Source organism: Mesorhizobium sp. Cs1299R1N1 (genome assembly GCF_037179655.1).
Lineage (GTDB): Bacteria > Pseudomonadota > Alphaproteobacteria > Rhizobiales > Rhizobiaceae > Mesorhizobium > Mesorhizobium salmacidum.
In genome coordinates this window covers 119,306-141,076 of record NZ_JAPYKR010000012.1, presented here as the reverse complement: position 1 = coordinate 141,076, position 21,771 = coordinate 119,306, and the positions used below count along the sequence as shown (strand labels likewise).

Annotated in this window: 20 protein-coding genes; 6 read left to right on the top strand and 14 right to left on the bottom strand. The window is 63.4% G+C overall.

Features of this window, described 5'->3' with window-relative positions; translation table 11 throughout:
- The first annotated feature begins 214 nt into the window (after window positions 1-214).
- On the top strand, window positions 215-850 hold the full coding sequence (locus O7A70_RS24935) for a TetR family transcriptional regulator C-terminal domain-containing protein (protein WP_337142767.1): 636 nt from the start codon (window positions 215-217) through the stop codon (window positions 848-850).
- Window positions 851-984: 134 nt separating this feature from the next.
- Here O7A70_RS24935 and O7A70_RS24930 read toward each other — a convergent pair whose 3' ends face one another.
- Window positions 985-1,866, bottom strand: a complete 882-nt coding sequence (locus O7A70_RS24930; protein ID WP_337142766.1) for a helix-turn-helix transcriptional regulator — start codon at window positions 1,864-1,866, stop codon at window positions 985-987.
- A gap of 103 nt (window positions 1,867-1,969) precedes the next feature.
- Between O7A70_RS24930 and O7A70_RS24925 the strand changes: the two genes are divergently transcribed.
- Both O7A70_RS24925 and O7A70_RS24920 read left to right on the top strand, forming a co-directional pair.
- Window positions 1,970-2,830: an SDR family NAD(P)-dependent oxidoreductase gene (locus O7A70_RS24925; protein WP_337142765.1), complete on the top strand. Its 861-nt coding sequence runs from the start codon at window positions 1,970-1,972 to the stop codon at window positions 2,828-2,830.
- Window positions 2,827-3,549, top strand: a complete 723-nt coding sequence (locus O7A70_RS24920) for an SDR family oxidoreductase (RefSeq protein WP_337142764.1) — start codon at window positions 2,827-2,829, stop codon at window positions 3,547-3,549. The genes O7A70_RS24925 and O7A70_RS24920 overlap by 4 nt, the downstream gene beginning before the upstream one ends.
- 44 nt (window positions 3,550-3,593) lie before the next feature.
- Here O7A70_RS24920 and O7A70_RS24915 read toward each other — a convergent pair whose 3' ends face one another.
- The 7 genes from O7A70_RS24915 to O7A70_RS24885 all read right to left on the bottom strand — a co-directional run bounded on the left by O7A70_RS24915 (window position 3,594) and on the right by O7A70_RS24885 (window position 9,535).
- Window positions 3,594-3,971 (bottom strand): DoxX family protein, encoded by a 378-nt coding sequence (locus tag O7A70_RS24915; RefSeq protein ID WP_337142763.1) that lies wholly within the window; start codon window positions 3,969-3,971, stop codon window positions 3,594-3,596.
- A gap of 69 nt (window positions 3,972-4,040) precedes the next feature.
- Complete coding sequence (locus tag O7A70_RS24910) at window positions 4,041-4,499, bottom strand: carboxymuconolactone decarboxylase family protein (protein WP_337142762.1); 459 nt, start codon at window positions 4,497-4,499, stop codon at window positions 4,041-4,043.
- A 28-nt stretch (window positions 4,500-4,527) separates the two neighbouring features.
- Window positions 4,528-5,046, bottom strand: coding sequence for an RrF2 family transcriptional regulator (locus O7A70_RS24905; RefSeq protein WP_337142761.1), 519 nt, complete (start codon window positions 5,044-5,046; stop codon window positions 4,528-4,530).
- Between the two features lie 112 nt (window positions 5,047-5,158).
- Window positions 5,159-6,472, bottom strand: coding sequence for an NAD-dependent dihydropyrimidine dehydrogenase subunit PreA (gene preA / locus O7A70_RS24900; RefSeq protein WP_337142760.1), 1,314 nt, complete (start codon window positions 6,470-6,472; stop codon window positions 5,159-5,161).
- 12 nt (window positions 6,473-6,484) lie between these two features.
- Window positions 6,485-7,327, bottom strand: a complete 843-nt coding sequence (locus O7A70_RS24895) for a class I SAM-dependent methyltransferase (protein WP_337142759.1) — start codon at window positions 7,325-7,327, stop codon at window positions 6,485-6,487.
- 5 nt (window positions 7,328-7,332) lie between these two features.
- Window positions 7,333-8,688, bottom strand: coding sequence for an NAD(P)-dependent oxidoreductase (locus tag O7A70_RS24890; protein ID WP_442921210.1), 1,356 nt, complete (start codon window positions 8,686-8,688; stop codon window positions 7,333-7,335).
- A gap of 121 nt (window positions 8,689-8,809) precedes the next feature.
- The gene (locus O7A70_RS24885) at window positions 8,810-9,535 is read right to left on the bottom strand and encodes a gamma-glutamylcyclotransferase (RefSeq protein ID WP_337142757.1); all 726 of its coding nucleotides are present in this window, start codon (window positions 9,533-9,535) and stop codon (window positions 8,810-8,812) included.
- Between the two features lie 175 nt (window positions 9,536-9,710).
- Between O7A70_RS24885 and O7A70_RS24880 the strand changes: the two genes are divergently transcribed.
- Window positions 9,711-10,487 carry a VOC family protein gene (locus O7A70_RS24880; protein ID WP_337142756.1) on the top strand — a complete coding sequence of 259 codons (777 nt, stop codon included), beginning with the start codon at window positions 9,711-9,713 and terminating at the stop codon, window positions 10,485-10,487.
- A 42-nt stretch (window positions 10,488-10,529) separates the two neighbouring features.
- Here the strand turns inward: O7A70_RS24880 and O7A70_RS24875 are convergent, their stop codons facing one another.
- A complete protein-coding gene (locus tag O7A70_RS24875; RefSeq protein WP_337142755.1) occupies window positions 10,530-11,021 on the bottom strand; it encodes a hypothetical protein in 492 nt (163 codons plus the stop codon).
- Window positions 11,022-11,223: 202 nt separating this feature from the next.
- Between O7A70_RS24875 and O7A70_RS24870 the strand changes: the two genes are divergently transcribed.
- Window positions 11,224-11,619, top strand: coding sequence for a DoxX family protein (locus O7A70_RS24870; RefSeq protein WP_337142754.1), 396 nt, complete (start codon window positions 11,224-11,226; stop codon window positions 11,617-11,619).
- Window positions 11,620-11,639: 20 nt separating this feature from the next.
- On the opposite strand, the gene O7A70_RS24865 is transcribed toward O7A70_RS24870, so the two are convergent.
- Together O7A70_RS24865 and O7A70_RS24860 are read right to left on the bottom strand one after the other, a co-directional pair.
- A complete protein-coding gene (locus O7A70_RS24865) occupies window positions 11,640-14,066 on the bottom strand; it encodes a GcvT family protein (RefSeq protein WP_337142753.1) in 2,427 nt (808 codons plus the stop codon).
- Window positions 14,067-14,308: 242 nt separating this feature from the next.
- Entirely contained in the window at window positions 14,309-15,847 is a 1,539-nt protein-coding gene (locus tag O7A70_RS24860; protein ID WP_337142752.1) for a trimethylamine methyltransferase family protein, read from the bottom strand.
- Between the two features lie 216 nt (window positions 15,848-16,063).
- On the opposite strand from O7A70_RS24860, the gene O7A70_RS24855 reads away from it, so the two are divergent.
- Window positions 16,064-16,654, top strand: a complete 591-nt coding sequence (locus O7A70_RS24855) for a transglycosylase SLT domain-containing protein (RefSeq protein WP_140502338.1) — start codon at window positions 16,064-16,066, stop codon at window positions 16,652-16,654.
- A gap of 25 nt (window positions 16,655-16,679) precedes the next feature.
- Here the strand turns inward: O7A70_RS24855 and O7A70_RS24850 are convergent, their stop codons facing one another.
- The 3 genes from O7A70_RS24850 to O7A70_RS24840 are packed head-to-tail and all read right to left on the bottom strand — an operon-like array spanning window position 16,680 to window position 21,712.
- Entirely contained in the window at window positions 16,680-19,460 is a 2,781-nt protein-coding gene (locus tag O7A70_RS24850) for a dipeptide ABC transporter ATP-binding protein (protein ID WP_442921209.1), read from the bottom strand.
- A gap of 48 nt (window positions 19,461-19,508) precedes the next feature.
- A complete protein-coding gene (locus O7A70_RS24845; protein ID WP_337131425.1) occupies window positions 19,509-20,666 on the bottom strand; it encodes an ABC transporter permease in 1,158 nt (385 codons plus the stop codon).
- An 11-nt stretch (window positions 20,667-20,677) separates the two neighbouring features.
- Window positions 20,678-21,712 carry an ABC transporter permease gene (locus O7A70_RS24840; RefSeq protein WP_337142751.1) on the bottom strand — a complete coding sequence of 345 codons (1,035 nt, stop codon included), beginning with the start codon at window positions 21,710-21,712 and terminating at the stop codon, window positions 20,678-20,680.
- Window positions 21,713-21,771 lie beyond the last annotated feature (59 nt).

The following is a 21,771-nucleotide window of genomic DNA, read 5'->3' as shown; positions in this document are numbered from 1 at the left end:
CCCTTGTAACCTGTTTCGCTGCGCCCAACGCTTGGTCTTTGCCGCGCTTTCATGCTACGCAAATTTTGACCGATTGGACAAACGTTAGCACCGCCATGCCGGCGGTCAATGGATTACTAGCGGAAATGCGGCTCCTGAAGTGCGTTCCACAGGCTGGAGAAAAACTGGTCCAGAGAATTGGTCCAGATGACCGTCGATGCGAGGGTCCGCAACGGTGACCACGAGCACGCAAGCCCCTCGCCGCACCCGCATCCAGCAGGAAAAGCGCGAACTGATCCTGGAGGCCGCGCTCGAAGTGTTTTCCACCAATGGCTTCCGCGGTTCGACCATCGACCAGATCGCCGAAGCCGCCGGCATGTCGAAGCCGAACCTGCTCTACTATTTCCGCCGCAAGGAGGACATTCACGAGACATTGATGGAGCGGCTGCTCGAAACCTGGCTGGCGCCGCTCAGGGAACTCGACGACATCGGCGATCCGATGACCGAACTCAGGAGCTACATCAGGCGCAAGCTGGAAATGGCCCGCGACTTTCCGCGCGAGAGCCGGCTGTTCGCCAACGAGATCCTGCAGGGAGCGCCGCGCATCATGCCGCTGTTGGCGGGCGAGTTGAAGACGTTGGTCGACGAGAAGGCCGCCGTCATCAAGGGCTGGATGCGCGCCGGCAAGATCGCCCGGACCGATCCCTGGCACCTGATCTTCGCGATCTGGGCAACGACGCAGCACTATGCCGATTTCGACGTCCAGGTCCGCGCCGTTCTGGGGCCGAACCGCGGCGGCGACGGCCGCTTCGAGGACGCTGCCCGCTTCCTGGAGCAATTGTTCCTCGATGGGCTGAAGCCAAGCGGCTAGCGGCCGACCCACCGGTTGCTTGGTTCTTGCTGACCGTGGCGGTTAGCGGAGGCGCTCATCATTTCGTCATCCACGGGCGGAGCAAGGAGCGTAGCGACGCAGCGCAGACCCGAGGATGACGAAGCTGAGGGGTCTCACGCGCTGCGCCGTTCGGCCGGCATCCCATCGAGCAATTGCTGCAGCTTGGCGATCGAGTTCTGCTCGGCGAGCGGCGTATAGACGATCAGCCGCATGTCCGAGCCGTCGTCGATCGACAGGCTCATATGCTCGAAAGCCATCAAGCCAGCCTTGGGATGCCGGACGTGCTTCACGCCGGTCAGTTTTCGCGCCACGTCGCGCCGGGGCCACCAGTCGCGGAACTCGGGACTTGAGTTCATCATCAGCGCGATCAGCCGTTCGAAATCTGGATCGCCTACATATTTGGCGCTTTCGGCACGAAACGAGGCGAGCACCACGCGGGCGAGTTCTTCCCAGTCGACCAGCAGGCGGCGGTGGTGCGGGTTGGTGAACACCATGTGGACGATATTTCTGCTGTCGCCCTCCAGCAGGCCATAGTCGCCGAACACCGCCACGGCCGCTTCGTTCCAGGCAAGAACGTCCCAGCGCCGGCCGACGACATAGGCGGGCTGCAGCACCAGGCTTTGCAGCATATGCAACAGCGTGGCGTCGACCTTTTCCGGCGCCGCCACACGCCGCTCCGGCTGCTGGCGGCCGGCCAGGATGAACAGATGCCGCTTCTCGACGGCGTCGAGGCGCAAAGCCTCGCAGAGCGCCGCCAGCACTTCCACCGAGGGCCGCACATCCCTGCCCTGTTCGAGCCAGGTGTACCAGGTGGTGCCGACACCGGCGATCATCGCCACTTCCTCGCGCCGCAGACCCGGCGTGCGCCGTCGCGGACCTGTCGCGATGCCGGTGGCCGACGGCGCCAGCCTTTCCCGGCGCGAACGCAGGAAGGCGCCGAGTTCACGCCGGCGGCTCTCGTCGGCAGATCGGGTGGAGGCAGCGGGAGCGTTCATGCCGGCTATTATAGCAGTATCGATACCAGGATAAAGTTTGAACTGTTTGACATGGGCGAAGCGCCCCATCTTGCGTTCAGGGCAACAACAGGAGGCTCTGAACATGGAATTGAAAGGCAAGACCATCCTCATCACCGGCTCGACCGACGGCGTCGGCCGGGTCGTGGTGCAAAGGCTGGGTGCCGCCGGCGCACGGGTGCTGGTGCATGGCCGCGATGCAACCCGTGGCAAGGCCGTTATCGCCGAGATCGAAGCCGCTGGCGGCAAGGCCGAGTTTCTCGCTGCCGATCTCGCTTCGCTGGCGGAAGTAAGACGCCTCGCCGAGGCTGTGCGCGGCAGCACAACCCGCCTCGACATCCTCATCAACAATGCCGGCGTCGGCACCGCCGGCGACAAGCGACAGACAAGCGCCGATGGCCACGAACTGCGCTTTGCCGTCAACTATCTCGCCGGCTTCCTGCTGACCTCGGAGCTTCTGCCGCTGCTGAAGGCGAGCGCCCCGGCGCGGATCGTCAATGTCGCGTCCGCCGGCCAGCAGGCGATCGATTTCGACGATGTCATGCTGACCCACGGCTATAGCGGCGTGCGCGCCTACTGCCAGAGCAAGCTGGCGCAGATCCTGTTCACTGTCGATCTGGCCGAGCAGTTGGAAGGCAGCGGCGTCACCGTCAACGCGCTGCATCCGGCGAGCTACATGAACACCACCATGGTCCGACAGGCGGGCGTGACGCCGTGGAGCTCCGTCGAAACCGGCGCCGAAGCTATCTTGAACCTCGCCACCTCATCCGCGCTCGAAGGCCGCAGCGGCCTCTATTTCGACGGACTGCGCGAATCCCGCTTCGACGGACTGCGCGAATCCCGCGCCGACGCCCAGGCCTACGACGCCAGGGCAAGACAGCAATTGCGCAGCATGAGCCTCGACCTTGTCGGCGTCGCTTCCCCATCGAAGAAAGAACAGTCATGACCGACAGAACCGAACACACAGTCATCATCGGCGGCTCGTCCGGCATCGGCCTGGCGACAGCGCGCAAACTGCTCGGCCCGGGCATGAAGGTGACCATCACCGGGCGCAACCAGGACAAGCTCGTCAGCGCCTGGAAGAGCCTTGGCGGCGCTGCCGACAAGGCCGCCTTCGACGCTTCGAAGCCGGATGACGTACGCCAGTTTTTCGAGCGCCTCGGCCCGTTCGACCATCTCGTTCTGGCAGCCAGCGGCGGCAAGGGCCTCGGTCCATTCGAAACCCTCGACCTTGCAGACATCGCCGGGGGCGTCGACGAAAAAGTGCGGCCGCAACTCTCCTGCCTTCAGGCCGCCTTGCCGACGCTAAGCAAGAGCGGATCGGTCACATTCATTTCGGCGGTGTCGGCCCAGGTCGCGATGCCAGGCGTCGCCGGCATCGGCGCCATCAACGGCATGCTGCTGACCGTCGCGCCGATCCTGGCGATGGAACTGAAGCCGTTGCGCGTCAACGTCGTTGCGCCCGGCGTCATCGACACGCCGTGGTGGGATTTTCTACCGGTTGAGCAGCGGCAGGCGGTCTTCGCCGAATATGCGGGGAAAACGCCGGTCGGCCGCATCGGCCGTGCCGAGGACGTCGCCTCGGCGATAGCCTTCCTCGTCTCCAACAGCTTCATGACCGGCCAGGTGCTGACCTGCGATGGCGGCCTGCGGTTCGCGGCCTGAGCGTTTGGCGGTGGTCGCCAGGCGACCACTGTTCCATGAACAAATTAAAGCGACTGCGCAATCAGCGTCAAAAACCCTCCGCTCAGCGCGACATTGCCCACGAAACCGTTGATGCGCGCTGCCCGGTCTGGACCCTGATGATCCCAGAAATTGTGGAACATTGGCGTCGCCACGACCAGGAACATCACCAGCACCGCGCAGGCAATCGCGGTGCAGAGGCCGGCCATCACCAGCACCCCGGCGATGATCTGCAGGACAATGCCGGCCCACAGCGCCAGCCGGGCCTGTGGCACGCCACGCGCGGCCATCAAACCGGTCAGCAATGCCGCGTTCTGGATGTTGCGCAGGCCGGCGAAGACAAAGGCGCCGCCGAGCAGCAGGCGGCCGAGAAACAGCAAGGTCGAAGGCAAATCGACGGGCATTAAACTCTCCCTTTGAAAACAGTAGGAGCGCCGCCTTCCTCGGCGGCGCTCCAATAGACACCAGGACTGTCAGGCCGCCTTGGCGGCCGGCATCGGATGGATGGCATGGAACGGGATGCAGAGCCGGTTCCAGGTGTTGATCATGCCGACCGCCACGGACAGCTTGACCAGTTCCTCTTCCGAAAAATGCTCGAGCGTGCTGATATAAAGTTCGTCCGGCACACCATTTTTGGCGATCAGCGTCACCGCCTCGGTCCAGGCGAAGGCGGCGCGTTCGCGCTCGGAGAAGAGCGGCGATTCCTTCCAGGCAGCGACCAGATAGAGCCGCTGTTCGGTCTCACCGTCGCGCCTGGCTTCGCGGCTGTGCATCTCGACGCAGAAGGAACAGCCGTTGATCTGCGAGGCCCTGAGCTTGATCAGGTGCAGCAAGCTCACCTCCAGCCCGCATTCGTCGACCGCCTTGTTGAGCGCCGACACAGTCTTCATGATTTCCGGCGCCTTGGCGAAAAACTGCAGTCTCTGTTTCATCGTCTTTCCTTTCGCATCTTTGGGGAGGTTAGGCTTGGTTGGTTGAACGGGATTTCTGCGGCCGCTGATGACGCTCGACAAAGGCGCAGCTCGCGGCAAACGATCTGGGGTCGCCTTCCGCCGCGTAATCCGCCACGATGTCGGACAGCTTCACCTCTGCGAGCGCTGCCCGGTAGGCGCGCTCGGCCTTCAGCATCGCGGCATTGATGCCGCAGGGTTTGACATAGGCCGAGGCGTCGATCTTGACCGGACCGTTGCGGCGGATCTCGCCGCAGCGAAACGCCGGCTCGCGCCCTTCGACGGCCAGCACGATGTCGAGCAGCGTGATGCGCTCGGCAGCCCGCGCCAGCCGGTAGCCGCCGGCCGGACCCGGCACCGATTCCAGGATCCGCGCCGCGCTCAACATGTTGAGATGCTTCAGCAGATAGCTCGACGAAAGACCAAAGGCCTCCGCCAGTGCCGCGCCCGGCATCGTGCTGTTGCCCTCGACGCTGGCCAGCGTGGCCGCGCAGTGGATGGCCGCTTCAACGCCCTCACCCAGCTTCATGACGCCAATCTCCAATTCATGGATGTCTTTTATCGTGGATAATTCCTATCTGCAATAGGGGAATGAAAAAACGGCGCCCGAAGACGCCGCTTTTTTCGTCGAAGATCTGTCGCTACTCCGCCGCCACCTTGGCCATCGGGTTGTTCGGATGCGTCGTCCAGTTGGCATAGACCGGCGACACTGGGCTGCCGGTGCGCTGGTCCAACGCGCCCGCCGCCAGCGGCTCCATGGTGATGCAATTGTCGACCGGGCAGACATTGACGCACAGATTGCAGCCGACGCACTCGGCCTCGATCACCTCGAAATGCCTGACGCCGTTGACAATGCTGGTGATCGCCTGGTGCGAGGTGTCCTCGCAGGCGATGTGGCAGCGGCCGCACTTGATGCAGGCGTCCTGGTCGATACGCGCCTTGGCGACATAGTTGAGGTTGAGGTACTGCCAGTCGGTGACGTTTGGCGTGGCACGGCCGATGATGTCGTCGAGCGAGCGGTGGCCCTTCTCGTCCATCCAGTTTTCGAGGCCGGCGATCATCTCCTGCACGATCTTGAAGCCATAGGTCATCGCCGCCGTACAGACCTGCACGTTGCCGGCGCCCAGCGCCATGAATTCGGCGGCGTCCCGCCATGTGGTGATGCCGCCGATGCCGGAGATCGGCAGGTCGCGGGTTTCGGGGTCGCGGGCGATCTCGGCCACCATGTTCATGGCGATCGGCTTCACCGCCGGGCCGCAATAGCCGCCATGCGAGCCCTTGCCGTCGATGGTCGGCATCGGCGCGAAACTGTCGAGGTCGACGCCGGTGATCGAATTGATTGTGTTGATCAGCGACACCGCGTCGGTGCCACCGGCATGCGCTGCCCGCGCCGGTTTGCGGATATCGGCGATGTTGGGCGTCAGCTTGGTGATGACGGGCATGCGCGTATACTGCTTGCACCAGCGCACCACCATTTCGATATATTCCGGCACCTGGCCGACGGCCGCCCCCATGCCGCGCTCCGACATGCCGTGCGGGCAGCCGAAATTGAGCTCGATGCCGTCGGCTCCGGTCTCCTCGACCAGCGGCAGGATGGATTTCCAGCTTTCCTCGACGCACGGTACCATGATGGATGCGATCAGCGCGCGGTCGGGCCAGTCCATCTTGACTTGCTTCATCTCGCGCAGATTGGTCTGCAAATCGCGGTCGGTGATCAGCTCGATGTTGTTGAGGCCGAGCAGGCGCCGGTCGGCGCCCCAGATCGCGCCGTAGCGCGGGCCGTTGACGTTGACCACCGGCGGCCCCTCTTCGCCCAGCGTCTTCCAGACGACACCGCCCCACCCCGCCTTGAAGGCGCGGATGACGTTGTAGGCCTTGTCGGTCGGCGGCGCCGAGGCCAGCCAGAACGGATTGGGCGATTTGATGCCGACGAAATTGTTGCGGATGTCAGCCATGACAGGTCCCTTTCAACCGAGACGAAGGAGCATTTCCACGGGAGCAAGAATGCCGCCCTCAAGCGCGGCGGTGAGATTGGCGATCTTGGTGCGGGCATCCTCGCCCATGACGAGGCCGACGCCGGGCGGCGGCTTTTTGCCCTCGGCCTGCGCGGCCGCCATGCGGGCCCGCATCGTCGCGAAGAATTCGATGGCGAAAGCACCGCGCGGGCGCTCCGCGGTCACCGAAAAGCCCGCCGCGGTGGCCGCCGAACGATAGTTGTCTGGCGTGGCGACAAAGGACATGGTCTCGTCGGATGCCCATGGCAGCGGATAGGTCAGCGCGCCGTCCTTGAGCCGCATCACGTCGTAGACGGCGAAGACGCCGCCGGACTTGAGCACACGGGCGGCCTCGCTCATCAGTTTGCGCTTGTCGGGCAGGTTCATGCCGACATGCAGGATCATTGCCGCATCGAAGCTGGCCTTGTCGAACGGCATGTCCAGCGCGCTGCCCTGCACGAAGCGCGTCTTGCCGTCCATTCCCACCTGTTTCGACAGGCTGGCCGCGATGTCGACATAGCTTTGCGTCAGGTCGATGCCGGTGACGTCGGCGCCGGCATTGTTCGTGGCAAAACGGGCCGGGCCGCCGATGCCGGAACCGATATCGAGAAGCCTGGCGCCGGGCTTCAGCCCCATCTGGTCGATGAGTTCCCTGGTGGCGGCCACGCCGCCAATGTGGAATTCGTCGACTGCGGCGAGATCGTCGGCGCTCAGAAGGGCGATTTCCACGCCAGTATCGGCAAGCCCGGCAAGAATCCGCTGCTCCAGGCCTGAAATCTCGTAGTGACGGGCAATGCCCGGTTCCACCGTGGCCATGATCCTTATCCCTGGGTCAGGCTCCTGTGGATGCTTTCGGCCGCATCGCGCCCTTGCGCCACGGCCGAGACGGTCAGGTCGTCGCCACCAAAAATGCAATCGCCGCCGGCCCAGACCTTGGCCAGCGAGGTGCGCCCTTCCTCGTCAACCTTGATGCGGCCGGCTTCGAGGTCGATTGACGCCCCGCTGCCGTTGAGGGCGACCGGCACAAAACTCTGGCCGATGGCCTTGAACACCTGGTCGGCAACCAGCGTCAGCGTCTCGCCGGTGCCGGCAAGCTTGTCCCCGATGAGCGCGGTGTATTCGAGTTCGATGGCACTGACCTTGCCACCTTCGGCGATCACCCGCTTCGGCTGCAGCCAATGGCGGATGGTGACGCCGTTGGCGGCGGCCAGGTCCTGCTCGAACTCGGAGGCGTTCATATGCTCCTGGCCGCGCCGGTAGCAGATCGTCACCTCCTCGGCACCAAGCAGCTTCGACTGCACGGCGGCGTCGATCGCCGTCATGCCGCCGCCAATGACGACGACGCGGCGGCCGACCGGCAAGCCCGAGAGGTCGCTGGCCTGGCGCAGTTCGGCAATGAATTCGACCGCGTTGGTGACGCCGGCGGCATCTTCGCCATCGGCGCGCAGCGCGTTGACGCCGCCAAGCCCCATGCCGAGGAACACCGCATCGTAATTGCGGATCAGGTCGGAGAACTGGTAGTCGCGGCCGAGCACCTTGCCGTTCTGGATGTCGATGCCGCCGATCGCGGTGACATAGTCGACCTCGGCCTGGGCGAAGTCGTCGACGCTCTTGTAGGCGGCGATACCATATTCGTTGAGGCCGCCGGCCTTCGGGCGCGCCTCCAGGATGGTCACGTCATGGCCGTGGCGAGCGAGCCGGTGCGCGGCGGCAAGGCCGGCCGGGCCGGCGCCGACCACGGCAACCGTCTTGCCCGTCGGCTCGGCGCGTGGATAAAACTGCTTGTTCTCGCTCATCGCGACATCGGTGGCGTAGCGCTGCAAACGGCCGATCTGCACCGGCTTGCCTTCCGCCACCTCGCGCACGCAGACCTCCTCGCAGAGCGTCTCGGTCGGGCAGACGCGGGCGCACATGCCGCCCAGGATGTTCTGGTCGAAGATGGTCTTGGCCGACCCGATAGGGTTGCCGGTCGAGATCTGGCGGATGAACATCGGAATGTCGATCGAGGTCGGACATGCATTCATGCACGGCGCGTCGTAGCAGAAATAACAGCGGTCGGATTCGACCAGCGCCTCGTGATGATCGAGCGGCGGATGCAGGTCGGAAAAATTGTCCGCGTATTGGTCCGGCAGGAGCCGGCCGCCGACAATACCTTCTTTGAACTGGCCCACTGGCATCTTCAGTTCCCCATGTTTTCGTTTTGGGAAAGGCTAGCACGTTTTGTTTTTTTATCAATTGGTCAATTTTTGACGCAAGCCGCTGAAAAGGCTGAACTAAAAGATGACAATCAAATTCAAGTTAAGGTGACGGCAATGCAGGGATAGAGCTGCCGCCCATGCCAATGCCGTGGATCAACCTGATCTCATCAGCGACCAATTGTTGCAATGTCCAAAGATTGCGGTCGCGGATGCCGAATTCCTCGAGATGGCTGACCGTGTTGTAAAGATATTCCGCCCCGGAGCCGACATGGCCGCAGGCGCGCGCCAGCACTTGCGCCACTGTCTCCAGCGGCTGCCCGAGCGAAGTGCCTCTGCCCGTCACCCCGACCCAGAAACCCAGCGCCCGCAACTGCGCTAGCGCCGTACGCACCGGGACCCACCTGACCGACGCGACGCTCTCATGATCGTCGATCTCGCGCCGCAACAGCCTTTCGATCTGAGCAGCCTTCTCCCCTTCCGGTAGACGATAGATCACACCATCGCATCGCCCGCCGCGTTCGAGCGCCATCATCAGTCCTGGCTGCGCGACACTGCCGCGCCAGCGGACCATGTCGATGCAGAAGGAGCGATGCCAGCCATGGGCGGTGGCGCGCTGGCGTTCGACGGACTCGAAAGCTGGCTTCCAGATCAGTGAGCCATAGGCGAACACCCATAGCGGCCCCGCATCGGCTTCATCGGACAGCCGCGCGGAAAGGACCCGGAAATCCTCGTCACTCAGCTGCGTCCAGCTGCCGCTGGGCCCGGGATCGGCCTCCTCGCGATGGCACAGTGCGACAAGCTCGGCTGTAAGCGACATCTGCCGCATGGATCGAGGCCCCCTTCTCGAGCCCAAGCAAAGGCGAAAATCGCAAGGCGCGCAAGATACCAGGAGGCTGGCCTTGCCGTTCCCGATTTCTAGCCCAGATGTCGGATTTCTGTCGTCGAGATCGTCCTAGGATGGATCGAACGACGATCGGTGCACAACGGTGAGGAGACCGACCATGCCAAAATCCCCGATGCCCTTCTTCTGGTACGAACTGATGACGTCGGATCTCGACGCCGCGGAGGCTTTCTACACAAAAGTGGTCGGCTGGAGGGCTGAGCCCTTCGACAAGGCCCCAGGCATGCCGCGTTATATCGTCATGAATGTCGGCGAGCGTGGCGTCGGCGGCCTGATGACGATGCCGGAGGATGCGGCAAATATGGGTATGCCGCCCGCCTGGCTGGGCTATATCCATGCAAGGGATGTCGATGCCGCTACGGCGTCGCTGGAAAAGGCAGGTGGTACCGTTCACCGCCAGCCCGACGACATTCCAGGCGTCGGCCGCTTCGCCGTCGTCGCCGATCCGCAAGGCGCGACGTTCATGTTCCTGCAGCCGAACGGCCCCGACCAGCCCGTTGTGCCGGCCAGCACGCCTGGCCATATTGGCTGGCACGAACTTTATACGAGCGATTGGAAGGCCGCGTTCGATTTCTATTCCAGCCAGTTCGGCTGGGCCAGTGCCGGCGAATTCGACATGGGCCCGATGGGCATCTACCAGACCTTTACCGCCGGCCCCGAATCCGGTGGCGGCATCATGAACAAGCCCGAGCAGATTCCGGTCCCGGTCTGGCAGTTCTATTTCAATGTCACCGGCATCGACGCCGCAGCCAAACGCGTCACCGACAATGGCGGCAAGATCCTGATGGGGCCGATGGAGGTGCCCGGAGGCAGCTGGATCGTGCAATGCCAGGACCCGCAAGGCGCGCATTTCGCTCTGATGGCGCCGGTGCGGTAAGTGTCCGCGCCAACCGCTGAAATCACGCCTGCTGGCGTCGGCTCATTCCGGCGCCAGCACCGCGACCTTGAGGGTTTCTTTCTTGGCACCACTGAACTGGACGGTGGCTTGGCCCGCCGCCAGCTTGAAGCGCACGCTCTTGCGGATGCCGGGGCAGGTTTTGACACCGCTATAACCCGCCGATTTCACCGCATGGCCGTCCTGGATCACATCGATCCAGGCCTCGCCCGACAGGCTGATCTGGATGGCCCCCTCCGGCGGCACCGCCACGCTGGCTACGGCGCCGAACGTGCCCTCCGCGGGGGCCCGTTCGGGCGGCACCGCGAAACCGGCTTTCTCGGCCGGCACCAGCGCCAGATCCGCGGCGGCACCCACCGCCAGCGTCGCTCCGGAGGGCGCTGAGGGCGCAGCGGGAAATAGCGCCTGTTCGCGCGTCACCGGCCATTTGAAGGCCTCGCAGCCGGCGTCCTCGGCCATGGCGAAGCTGGTGGTGCCCATAAGGATTGCGAACAGGCCGATGGCGACTTTTTTCATGGCGAGGGGACCCACATGTCTGGAGTGTCCATAAATCAATACAACCACAGCGATATAATTGCAACCTTAACGGGCACAATATCAGAGGTCAGGCCGGGGAACATTTCCAATCACCAATTGTTGATGACAGGCCAGGGGAAGTGAATGGTCCATAGCCGGGCGATAACCTATGGCCGAGCCGAGAAGCCAAATGGAGTTTTGGATGAAGCTTTTCGATGGCCTTGCCAGTTACCAGCCGCAGGCGCTTGGCGTTTTGCGCATCATGACCGCGCTGCAGTTCGTCGAGCACGGAAGCCAGAAACTGTTCAATTTCCCCGCAGGCGAGCACGCCGCCGCCGCGTTGAGCGGACTGCCGCTGGCAGCCGGCTTCCTCGAATTCGTCGGCGGCATTCTGCTGGCACTGGGCCTTTTCACCCGCCCGGTCGCGTTCCTCCTGGCCGGCGAAATGGCGATCGCCTATTTCGTGGCGCATATGCCGCGCGACTTCTTCCCCGTCAACAACGGCGGCGATTCGGCGATCTCGTTCTGCTTTATCTTTCTCTATCTGGTCTTCGCCGGCGCCGGCGCCTTTGCGCTCGACAACCGCCGCAACGCATGATCCCATGCGGGGGTCCGCTCTCACCCCCGCATCCGTTCGAAATTAGCATCGAACAGCGGCGCCGCCTGCATGCGCGCCGCATGCCGCTTGCCTAGCAACTCGATCTCGAAGCCGTCGCTCTTGTCGGCGATCTCCTTCGGCACGTAGCCGACGGCGACCGACTTCTTCGAATGATGGGCGTAGCCGCCCGACGTCACCCAGCCCCGCACCACGCCGCCGAACCAGATCGGCTCGTCGCCGATGACATCGGCATCGCTGGCATCGACGATGAAGGCGCGTAGCCGCAACTTGCCGCCCTGTTTGCGCTCGGCCAGCGCCGCCGCCTTGCCGATGAAATCGGCGTCCTTGCCGTAGGCGACGAAACGATCGAGTCCGGCTTCCAGCGGCCCGTAGATCGGCCGGTATTCGCGCCCCCATGAACCGTAGTTCTTCTCCAGCCGCAGCGCGTTGAGTGCGCGCGAGCCGAACAGGCCGATGCCGAATTCCGCCCCCGCCGCCATCAGCGCCTGATAGGCGGCGCGCTGATATTCCGGCGCAACCCAGATCTCGTAGCCGAGATCCCCGGTGTAGCTGACGCGGCCGACCAGGCACGGTGCCATGCCGATATCCATCTTGCCAATGGCCATGAAGGGAAACGCAGCGTTCGATATGTCGGAGCGTGTGGCTTTCGCCAGCACGTCCCTCGCCCTGGGACCGGCGATCGACAGGCCGGTGAGCTTTTGCCCCAGCGCCTCGATATGGACCGAGCCATCGTCAGGCAGATGCTGCTCGAACCAGCGCATGTGATATTGCTCGGCAATGCCGGAGCCGGCCAGGAACCAGCCATCGGGGCCTAGATTGGCCAGCGTGAAATCGCCGATCAGCCTGCCGTCTTCCTTCAGCATCGGCGCCAGGGTCATGCGACCGGGCTTCGGCAGCTTGCAAGCGAGCATCCGGTCGAGCCAGGCCGCCGCCCCCTCGCCCGTCACCTTGTATTTGGCGAAGCTCGATATCTCCGACAGGCCGACACCTGAGCGCACCGCCGCGACTTCGGCGGCGACATGGGTGAAGTCGCTCGAGCGCCGCCATGAGAACTCGTCCTTGACGCCTTCCGGTGCGTACCAGAGCGGCACCTCCAGCCCATAGGCGACACCCCATTGCGCGCCCTTGGCCGACAACAAATCATAGACGGGCGTCGTCTTCAGCGTCCGCCCGGCCGGCAATTCCTCATTGGGGAAGCGGATCGAAAAACGCCGCGAATAATTCTCGCGCACCTTGGCGTTGGTGTAGGCCACGGTCGCCCAGTCGCCGTAGCGCGCCACGTCCATCGCCCAGATATCGGCGCCGGGGTCGCCCTCGATCATCCAGTTGGATAGCGCGAGCCCGACGCCGCCGCCCTGGCTGAAGCCGGCCATCACGCCACAGGCGACCCAGAAGCCCGGCAGGCCGCGCACCGGCCCGACCAGCGGGTTGCCGTCGGGCGCGAAGGTGAAAGGCCCGTTGATGATCTGCTTGATGCCGGTGTTCTGGAAAGCCGGAAAATGCCGGAAGCCGACCTCGAGCGACGGCGCGATGCGGTCGATGTCCGGCGCCAGCAACTCATGGCCGAAATTCCACGGCGTCTGATACTCGGACCACGGCTTGTTGGCCTTCTCATAGGTGCCCATCAGCATCCCGCCGCGCTCCTGGCGCAGATAGAGCTCGCCGTCGAAATCGACCGCGTGGATGACCTCGGTGCCGGTTTTGGCATTCCAGGCCGCGACCTCCGGCATATCCTCGGTGATCAGGTACATGTGCTCCATGGCGAGCACCGGCAGTTCGAGCCCGACCATGCGGCCGACCTCGCGCGCCCACAGGCCGCCGGCATTGACGACATGCTCGGCCACCACCTCGCCCTTGTTGGTTATGACGCGCCACATCCCGTCGGGACGGCGCACGATGTCCTCCACCTTGGTGAAACGTTCGATCTCGGCGCCCAGCTTTCGCGCCGCCTTGGCATAGGCGTGCGTGACGCCCGAGGGATCGAGGTGGCCGTCCTCCTTGTTGCGGACGGCGCCAACGAACTGGCTGGGGTCGAGCAGCGGCATCAGCTCGGCCGCCTCTTTCGGCGAGATTTCCTCCAGCTCGATGCCGAGATAACGGCCCTTGGCGACGACCCCTCGCAGCCAGTCAAGCCGCGCCTCGGTGGCAGCCAGAAGCACGCCGCCGGTCAGGTGGACGCCGGTCGCCTGCCCCGACAGCTCCTCGATCTCCTTGTAGAGATTGATTGTGTATTTCTGCAGCTTGGCGACGTTGGGGTCGCCATTGATCGTATGCATGCCGCCGGCTGCGTGCCAGGTCGAGCCGGATGTCAATTCATCGCGCTCCAGGAGCACGATGTCGGTCCAGCCATGGCGGGCGAGGTGGAACAGCACCGAGCACCCAACGACGCCACCGCCAATGACCACGACTTTTGCATGCGATTTCATGGGCTTTTCTCTGATATCAGTGAGTTGGATGGGAGATATGAATCGGGACAGCAGGAGCCAAGGCGCCCCCTCTGGCCTGCGGCCATCTCCCCCTCTAGGGGGGGAGATCAGCAGCTTTGGCAACCGCACTACGCTTTCAGCGTGGGCGATTGGCGAAAGCCGAGGCAGCGGCCAATCTCCCCCCTTGAGGGGGAGATGTCCGGCAGGACAGAGAGGGGTGCCGCGCGCCGGCGCCAAGGAAATCACGGCTCGCCCTGCCCGATCGCTTCCTTGCGCTTGGCCACATAGGCCTCGAGCTCTTCACGTACGGCAATGTCCATCGTCGGCTCGACATAATCCGCCAGTGCCTTCTTCCACAGCCGCGTCGCGCGCGCGGTCGCGTCGAGGCCGCCGGCTTCGTGCCAGGCTTCGAAATTCTGCCAGTTGGAGAGCATCGGCTGGTAGAAGGCGGTCGCATAGCGCTCCAGCGTGTGCGGCTCGCCGAAGAAATGGCCGCCGGTCGGCACCGCGCCCAGCGCCTCGACGGCAAGCTCGGCTTCGTCGACCACGATCGGGCGCAAAAACTCCATCATGTGCTGGATCATCTCGACGTCGATGATGAATTTCTCGAACGACGCCGTCAGCCCGCCTTCCTGCCAACCGGCGGCGTGGTAGACGAGATTGCCATGGCCAAGCACCGCGCCCCACAGCGCCATCAGCGTCTCATAGGCGCCTTGCGCATCGGCGGCGTTGGAAGCCGAGCCGGGCGTCGTCCGGTATGGCAGGCCGTAGCGCCGCGCCAATTGACCCGAGGCGATGTTGGCCTTGGTGTTTTCAGGCGTGCCGAAAGCCGGCGCGCCGGACTTCATATCGACATTGGACGTGAAGGCGCCGTACATCACAGGCGCGCCGGGACGCACGAGTTGCGTCAGCACAACACCGAACAGCGCCTCCGCATTCTGCTGCGCCAAGGCGCCGGCCAGCGTCACCGGGCTCATCGCCCCCATCAGCGTGAACGGTGTCACCGCCACCGACTGGCCGTACTCGGCCATGGTCATCAGCCCCTCGGCCATCATCTCGTCGAAGCGGCGCGGCGAGTTGACCGAGATGATGGTGGCGATGCCGGGATCGCCCCGCATCTGATCCAGCGTCAGCCCGCGCGAAATCGCCATCATCTCGATGCCGTCCAGAGCCCTGCCCCGGCCGATCGCCGATACATGGAAGCTCTTGTCGGTCAGCGTCAGATTGGTGAAATAGGTGTCGAGGTGGCGTGAGTTGGCCGGCAGCTCGACCGGCGCGCAGACCTGGTTACCAAGCATGTGGATACAGTTGAAATGCTGCGCCAGCCGGGTGAGATCGGCATAGTCGCGCAGATTGCCGGCACGGCGGCCGCGCTCCATGTCGTGCACATTGGGAGGACCGGCCACAAGCGTGAAATTGATGGTGTTGCCACCGAGATGGATTGACTTGGCCGGGTTGCGTGGGGTCAGCGTATAGGTAGATCGCGTCGTCTTCAGCGCCTCGTCGACCATGCCGCGATCGACGCGCACATTGGCCGAGGCGTGATCGACCTTGGCGCCGGCTTTCTCGAACAGCGACAGCGCACGCGGGCTCATCACCTCGATGCCAAAATTCTCCAATATATGCATCGACGCCTGATGGATCGCCTCAATCTGGTCTGGTGACAGCAACGCCATCGGAGGATAGGGATTCGTCACCCGCCTGGGCGGCAGCTGCGCGATAGGCGCTGGCCCCCTGTTGCTGGTGCGCTCGGCGCCGCGCTTGCGTCTTGGTTCGGTCATGCCGGCATCAAAGCTTCGGCAGCGCGGCCGGTCTGTCAGAAATACGCCGTTTGCCGGCGTGATTTTAGCCAAGGCGGCATATCTGCAATGTCTGTTTAGAAATGACGACAATTAGCGTCGGAATACCGATATGGCATTTTCTCACCTGCTCGTGCCGACCAGGCGTTAACGGCAGCAGCAAGATTCCCTTTATGATTTCGGCTTATTGCTCATCCAATGCGTAGGTCGAGTTTTAGTAAAATTGTAGCGGTGTGTGCGCTGCTGGCACTTTCGGCTTGCGCCACCGCGCCCAGCCACATCAACAATGTCTGCGCCGTCTTCGACCAGAATGACGGCTGGTTCGACAATTGGCAGTCGGCCGCCGAGCGCGCGTCCCAGAAATACGGCGTGCCGGTGCCGGTGCTGATGGCCACCGTGCGCAAGGAATCCGGCTTCAAGAGCAACGCCCGGCCGCCGCGCACCAAGCTGCTCGGCTTCATTCCGTGGAAACATGTCTCCTCGGCCACCGGCTTCTCGCAGGCGCTGGACGGAACCTGGTCGCAATATCAGAGCGAGACCGGCAACTGGGCGGCGCGGCGGACGAAATTCGCCGACGCCGTCGACTTCGTCGGCTGGTATCATTCCAAGACATCAGACGCATACGGCGTCGCGCGCAACGACACCTACAACCTCTATCTCGCCTATTATCTCGGCTGGACCGCCTATGGCCGAGGCAACCGTGGCGATGCCGGCGTCCAGGGCTATGCAAGGGCCACCGACAAGATGGCCCGCGACTATGCACAGCAACTGAGCCAGTGCGGCAACTAAAGGGTTGCCGCAACGGTCGTGGCTTTCAGCGCGGCTTCTTGCCGAACACCTTGATGTATTCAGCCTCGCCGCCCTTGGCTAGCGCCTTTGCCTGCTTGACCCAGTCCTCGCGCTCGATACGGCCGTGGAATCTCAGATGATCGTCAACCCACTCGCGCTCTGCCTTCTTCCATGCGGCGACCTGAGCGTAGGTGAAGATGCCGAGGCCATTGAGGATGCCTTCCGTCTTCGGGCCGACGCCGGAGATCAGCTTGAGGTCATCGGGTTTGGCAGGCCTGGCGATGCCCGACGGGCGGTTCTTGTCGACATTTGCGCCGGCCAGACGGGCTGGCTCCGCAGTCGCGCTCGCCTTTGTCGCACCTTGGCTTGATTTGGTCTGCCTCGCCGCAGGCTCACCAATTGGTGCCACGCGTGCGTTCTCCGCCTGGCGGCCGTCTCCAAGCGTCCTTGGCGTGAACGGCGCGGAGGTGGCGTTGGCGGGCTTCGGAGAGGCATCGCCGGTCTCGGAGACGTCGTCCCGAACTTCGTGGCGGCGAGCCCGCGAAACGGCTTCGGCCTCCTCGGCGGCCTCCCCCACGGCGTCGGCTTCCGCACTGGCCGTCTTGCCATGTGGTCGGTTAGGCGGCGTACCGGCAAAGCCCGGACCGTCGCCATGCGGCGCATCGTCCGGCACGCCCTCATGGGCGGCGTGTTCCTTGTCGAACTTGATCACCGGCTCCATGGTCTTGAGCACGTCGTCGGAGAGCCAGCATAGGCTCATATGGCCGTCGCCGAGATTCTTGACCGGCGGCACCTTGGTCTCGCACAAATTGTCGGGGACCAACTTCTTGTAGCCGCAGCGTGTCTGGAACGGACAGCCGGACGGCGGGTTCATCGCCGAGGGTATGTCGCCCTCCAGCACGATGTGCTTCTTGACCACGCTGGTATCGGCGATCGGGATCGCCGACAGCAGCGCCTCGGTATAGGGATGATAGGGCGGTGCGAAGATCTGGTCGGTCGTGCCCTGCTCGACGATATAGCCGAGATACATGACGACGACGCGGTCGGCGATGTAGCGCACGACGGACAGATCGTGGCTGATGAACAGCATTGTCGTCTTGTTCTTGCGCTGGATGTCCATCAGCAGTTCGGTCACCGCCGCCTGCACCGAAACGTCGAGCGCCGAAACCGGCTCGTCGGCCACGACTACCTTGGCGTCGCCGGCAAAGGCGCGTGCCACGCCGATACGCTGCTTCTGGCCGCCGGAAAGCTGGCGCGGCTTGCGCGTCTCGAACGCCCTGGGCAGTTTCACCAGGTCGAGCAGTTCCAGCATGCGCTTGCGCCGGTCGGCGACCGTCTTGCCGACATTGAATTTTTCCAGTGTGCGGATGATCTGCGACCCGACCGAATGGCTGGGGTTGAGCGTGTCGAACGGATTCTGGAACACCATCTGGATCGACGACACAGTGTCGACGCTGCGCTTCTCGATGCCGGTCGACTGGATTTCCTTGTTGCCCAGCGTCACGCTGCCGGAACTGGCCGTCTCCAGCCCGAGCAGCACCTTGGCCAGCGTCGACTTCCCGCAGCCGGATTCGCCAACGATGGCGACCGTCTCGGATTCGCGCGCCATGAACGAGATCGTCTCGTTGGCCTTGACGACGCGGCCTTCGCTCGAGCCGAACACTTCGCTGCCGCCGACCTTGTAATATTTCCGGAGGTCCTCGATCTTGAGCACCGGCGCGCCGGGCACGACACGTTCATTGATCTTCTTGGCGCCGGGCGGCAGCGCGTCCCAGTCGATCTCGTTGAAGCGTACGCAACGCGAGAAATGGCCTTCGTGACCCGCGACCTCGATCATCGGGATCTCGGCGGCGTTGCAGACGCCCTCGACGAAATGGTGGCAGCGCGGCCCGAAATTGCAGCCTTTCGGCCGCTCGTGCGGCAGCGGCAATTGGCCGGGAATCGCAATCAGCGGCCGCGAGTTCTTGTCGGCGCCCGGCAGCGGGATCGAACGGAACAGCCCTTGCGTGTAGGGGTGGCGCATCCGGTCGAAGACGTCCTTGATCTTGCCCGTCTCCACCGCCTCGCCCGAATACATCACCGTGATGCGGTCGCAGGTTTCAAGGATCAGGCCGAGATTGTGCGAGACGAAGATCATCGAGGTGCCGAACTTCTCGCCCAACCCCTTCACCAGGTCGACGATGCCCGCTTCCACGGTCACGTCGAGCGCGGTGGTCGGCTCGTCGAGCAGAAGCAGCGCCGGCTTCGACAGCAGCGCCATGGCAATGACGATGCGCTGCTGCTGGCCGCCGGAAAGCTGGTGCGGATAGGAGCGCATCATGCGCTCGGGATCGGGAAGCTTGACCGAGCGCACCATTTCGAGCGCCCTGGAGTAGGCCTCTTCCTTCGACACCTTGTCGTGGATCAACGGCACTTCCATCAGCTGCTGGCCGACCTTCATCGCCGGATTGAGGCTGGCCATCGGCTCCTGGTAGATCATGGCGATCTTGTTGCCGCGGATGGCGCGCAGTTCCTCGTCGGAGAGCTCGCCCATGTCCTTGCCCTGGAACTTGATCTTGCCGCCGACGATCTTTCCGATGTTGGACAGGTCGCGCATGATGCCGAGCGATACGGTCGACTTGCCGCAGCCGGATTCACCGACGATGCCCATCGCCTCGCCCGGCATGACCGTGCAGGAAAAATCCATCACGGCCGGTATCTCGCCCTTGCGGGTGAAGAAGGAGATCGACAGGTTCTCGATCTCGATGATCGGCCCATTGGTCGGCCCATTGGTCGGCTTGGCGGGATTTCGAACTGCCTCGTTCATGGGTCGCTCCAATCCAAATTTTACCAGACGCGGGTCAAGGCCCGTCAATCAGTCTTTCATCGATTGCTCGCGCAGCGAATCGGCCAACAGGTTGAGCCCCAGCACGAACGACATCAGCGCGATCGTCGGCGGCAGCGCCGGATGGATGAAGGAGCGCAGCAATCGGCTGGCGTCCTTGATCGCGGTGCCCCAGTCCGGGCTCTCGGGCGCAAGGCCCAGGCCGAAATAGCCCAGCGTGCCGAGCAGGATCGTGGTGTAGCCGATGCGCAGGCAGGCATCGACGATCAGCGGTCCGCGCGCATTGGGCAGGATTTCCCACAGCATGATATACCACGGCGATTCACCGCGCGTCTGCGCCGCCGCCACATAGTCGCGCGTCTTGATGTCCATCACAAGGCCGCGCACGATGCGGAACACGCCGGGGCTGGAGGCGAACACCACAGCCACGAAAATGTTGAGCTGGTTGGGATCGATGTGGACGATGTGCAGCGGATCCCTGTCGAAGACCAGGCCGAGGTAGATCCAGCCGCCTATGATCAGCGTCAGGCCAAGCAGGATATAGATCCGGTCGGGCCGGTTCTTGTAGCGGGTCCAGAACAGCACGCTGAAGAAGATGATCGGGAACAGGAAGAAGACACCGGCCAGCGCATAGGGGATCGGCGTATCCATGATGCCCGGCGTCACCAGCAGGTAGAACAGCAGGATCACCGGGAAAGCCAGCACGAGGTTGGCCAGGAACGACAGGATGGAATCGATCTTGCCGCCGTAATAGCCGGCCGGCAGGCCGAGCGTGATGCCGACCATGAGCGCGAAACCGGTCGCCGCGGGTGCGATGATCAGCACGATCTGGCTGCCATAGACCATGCGCGAGAACACATCGCGCGCCAGCTTGTCACCGCCGAACAGGTAGACGAGCCCCGATTGCGGTTCGATGGCGCCGGGCAGCGTGTCCTTCATGATCGGGACCTGGCCGAGCGGATCGAAAGGCGAGATGGTCGAGGCGAAGATCGCCGTGAACAGCCAGAACAGGCAGATGAAGACGCCCGCTATGCCGACGCCGCTGTCAAACAGCTGGCCATAGAGCGCCAGCTTCTTCTTGTAGAGAAAGCTCGCGCCCATGACGATGAAAAGCGCGACCCAGACCGGCCAGAAGCGCCAGAACACTTCGAGGATGATGGTGGAGGCGCCGATATATTGAGCTTGCATGCGCCTTCTCCCTACTGAACGCGGATGCGCGGATTGAGGAACGCGTAGCCGACGTCGGAAATGAGCTGCGTGATCAAGACGATGAACACCGAGACCAGCGAACAGCCGAGCAGAAGATCGATGTCGTTGTTGCCCGCGGCCTCGACCAGCGTGTAGCCGAAGCCCTGGTAGCGGAACATCACCTCGACGATGACGACGCCGGTGAGCAGCCATGGAAACTGCAGCATGATGACGGTGAACGGCGCGATCAACGCGTTGCGCAGCGCGTGCTTGACCACGACACTCTTGAAGGAAAGCCCCTTCAGGCGTGCCGTACGGATATATTGCTGCGTCATCACCTCGACCATCGAGGCGCGTGTCATGCGCGCGATGTAGCCGATGCCGTAGATCGCCAAAGTGATGACCGGCAGCGTGAAGTTGTAGAAGGTGATACCCTGGCTTGCCGAGGCGGCAGAACCGTTCAGCCAGCCGAGCCATGAGGCGAAGACGACGGTGAAGATGACGCCCGACACATATTCAGGTGTCGCCGTCGAGGCGATCGACGCGACCGACAGCACGCGGTCGGTGCGCGTGCCCTCGCGCATGCCGGCAAGGATGCCGATCAGCAGCGAGACCGGCACCATCACCGCCAGCACCCAGAACATCAGGATGCCGGTGGCGCCGAGCGCAGGGAACAGCTTGGCCCCAACCGTGGTCTTGAACTTGGTCGAGCAGCCGAAATCGCCCTCGATGACACCGGAGAATGTCGGCACCGTCGGGTCGTTGCAGAAAGAGAAGCGCTGTGTCGTCTTCCCCGTCGCCGGATCCGTGATCGGCTGCTTGGGCACGACGCCGAGCCACTGGCCATAGCGAGCGAAGAAGTTCTGGCGGTAGCCGTGATTGACCAGCCAGCTTTCGAGCTGCTCGGCCGATGTGTGCATTTCGGTCTGGCTGATCGCCAGCTTCTTCAGATTGGGTTCGAGATTGACGAGGAAGAAAACGACCAGCGTCAGGCACAGCATCGTGAGCAGTATAGTGCCGATGCGTCTGATGATGAATGAGAACATTGTACCCCCTGCCGGCCGGGTTGGGGTCAGATATGGTCAACCCTGTTTCGAAAACCTTG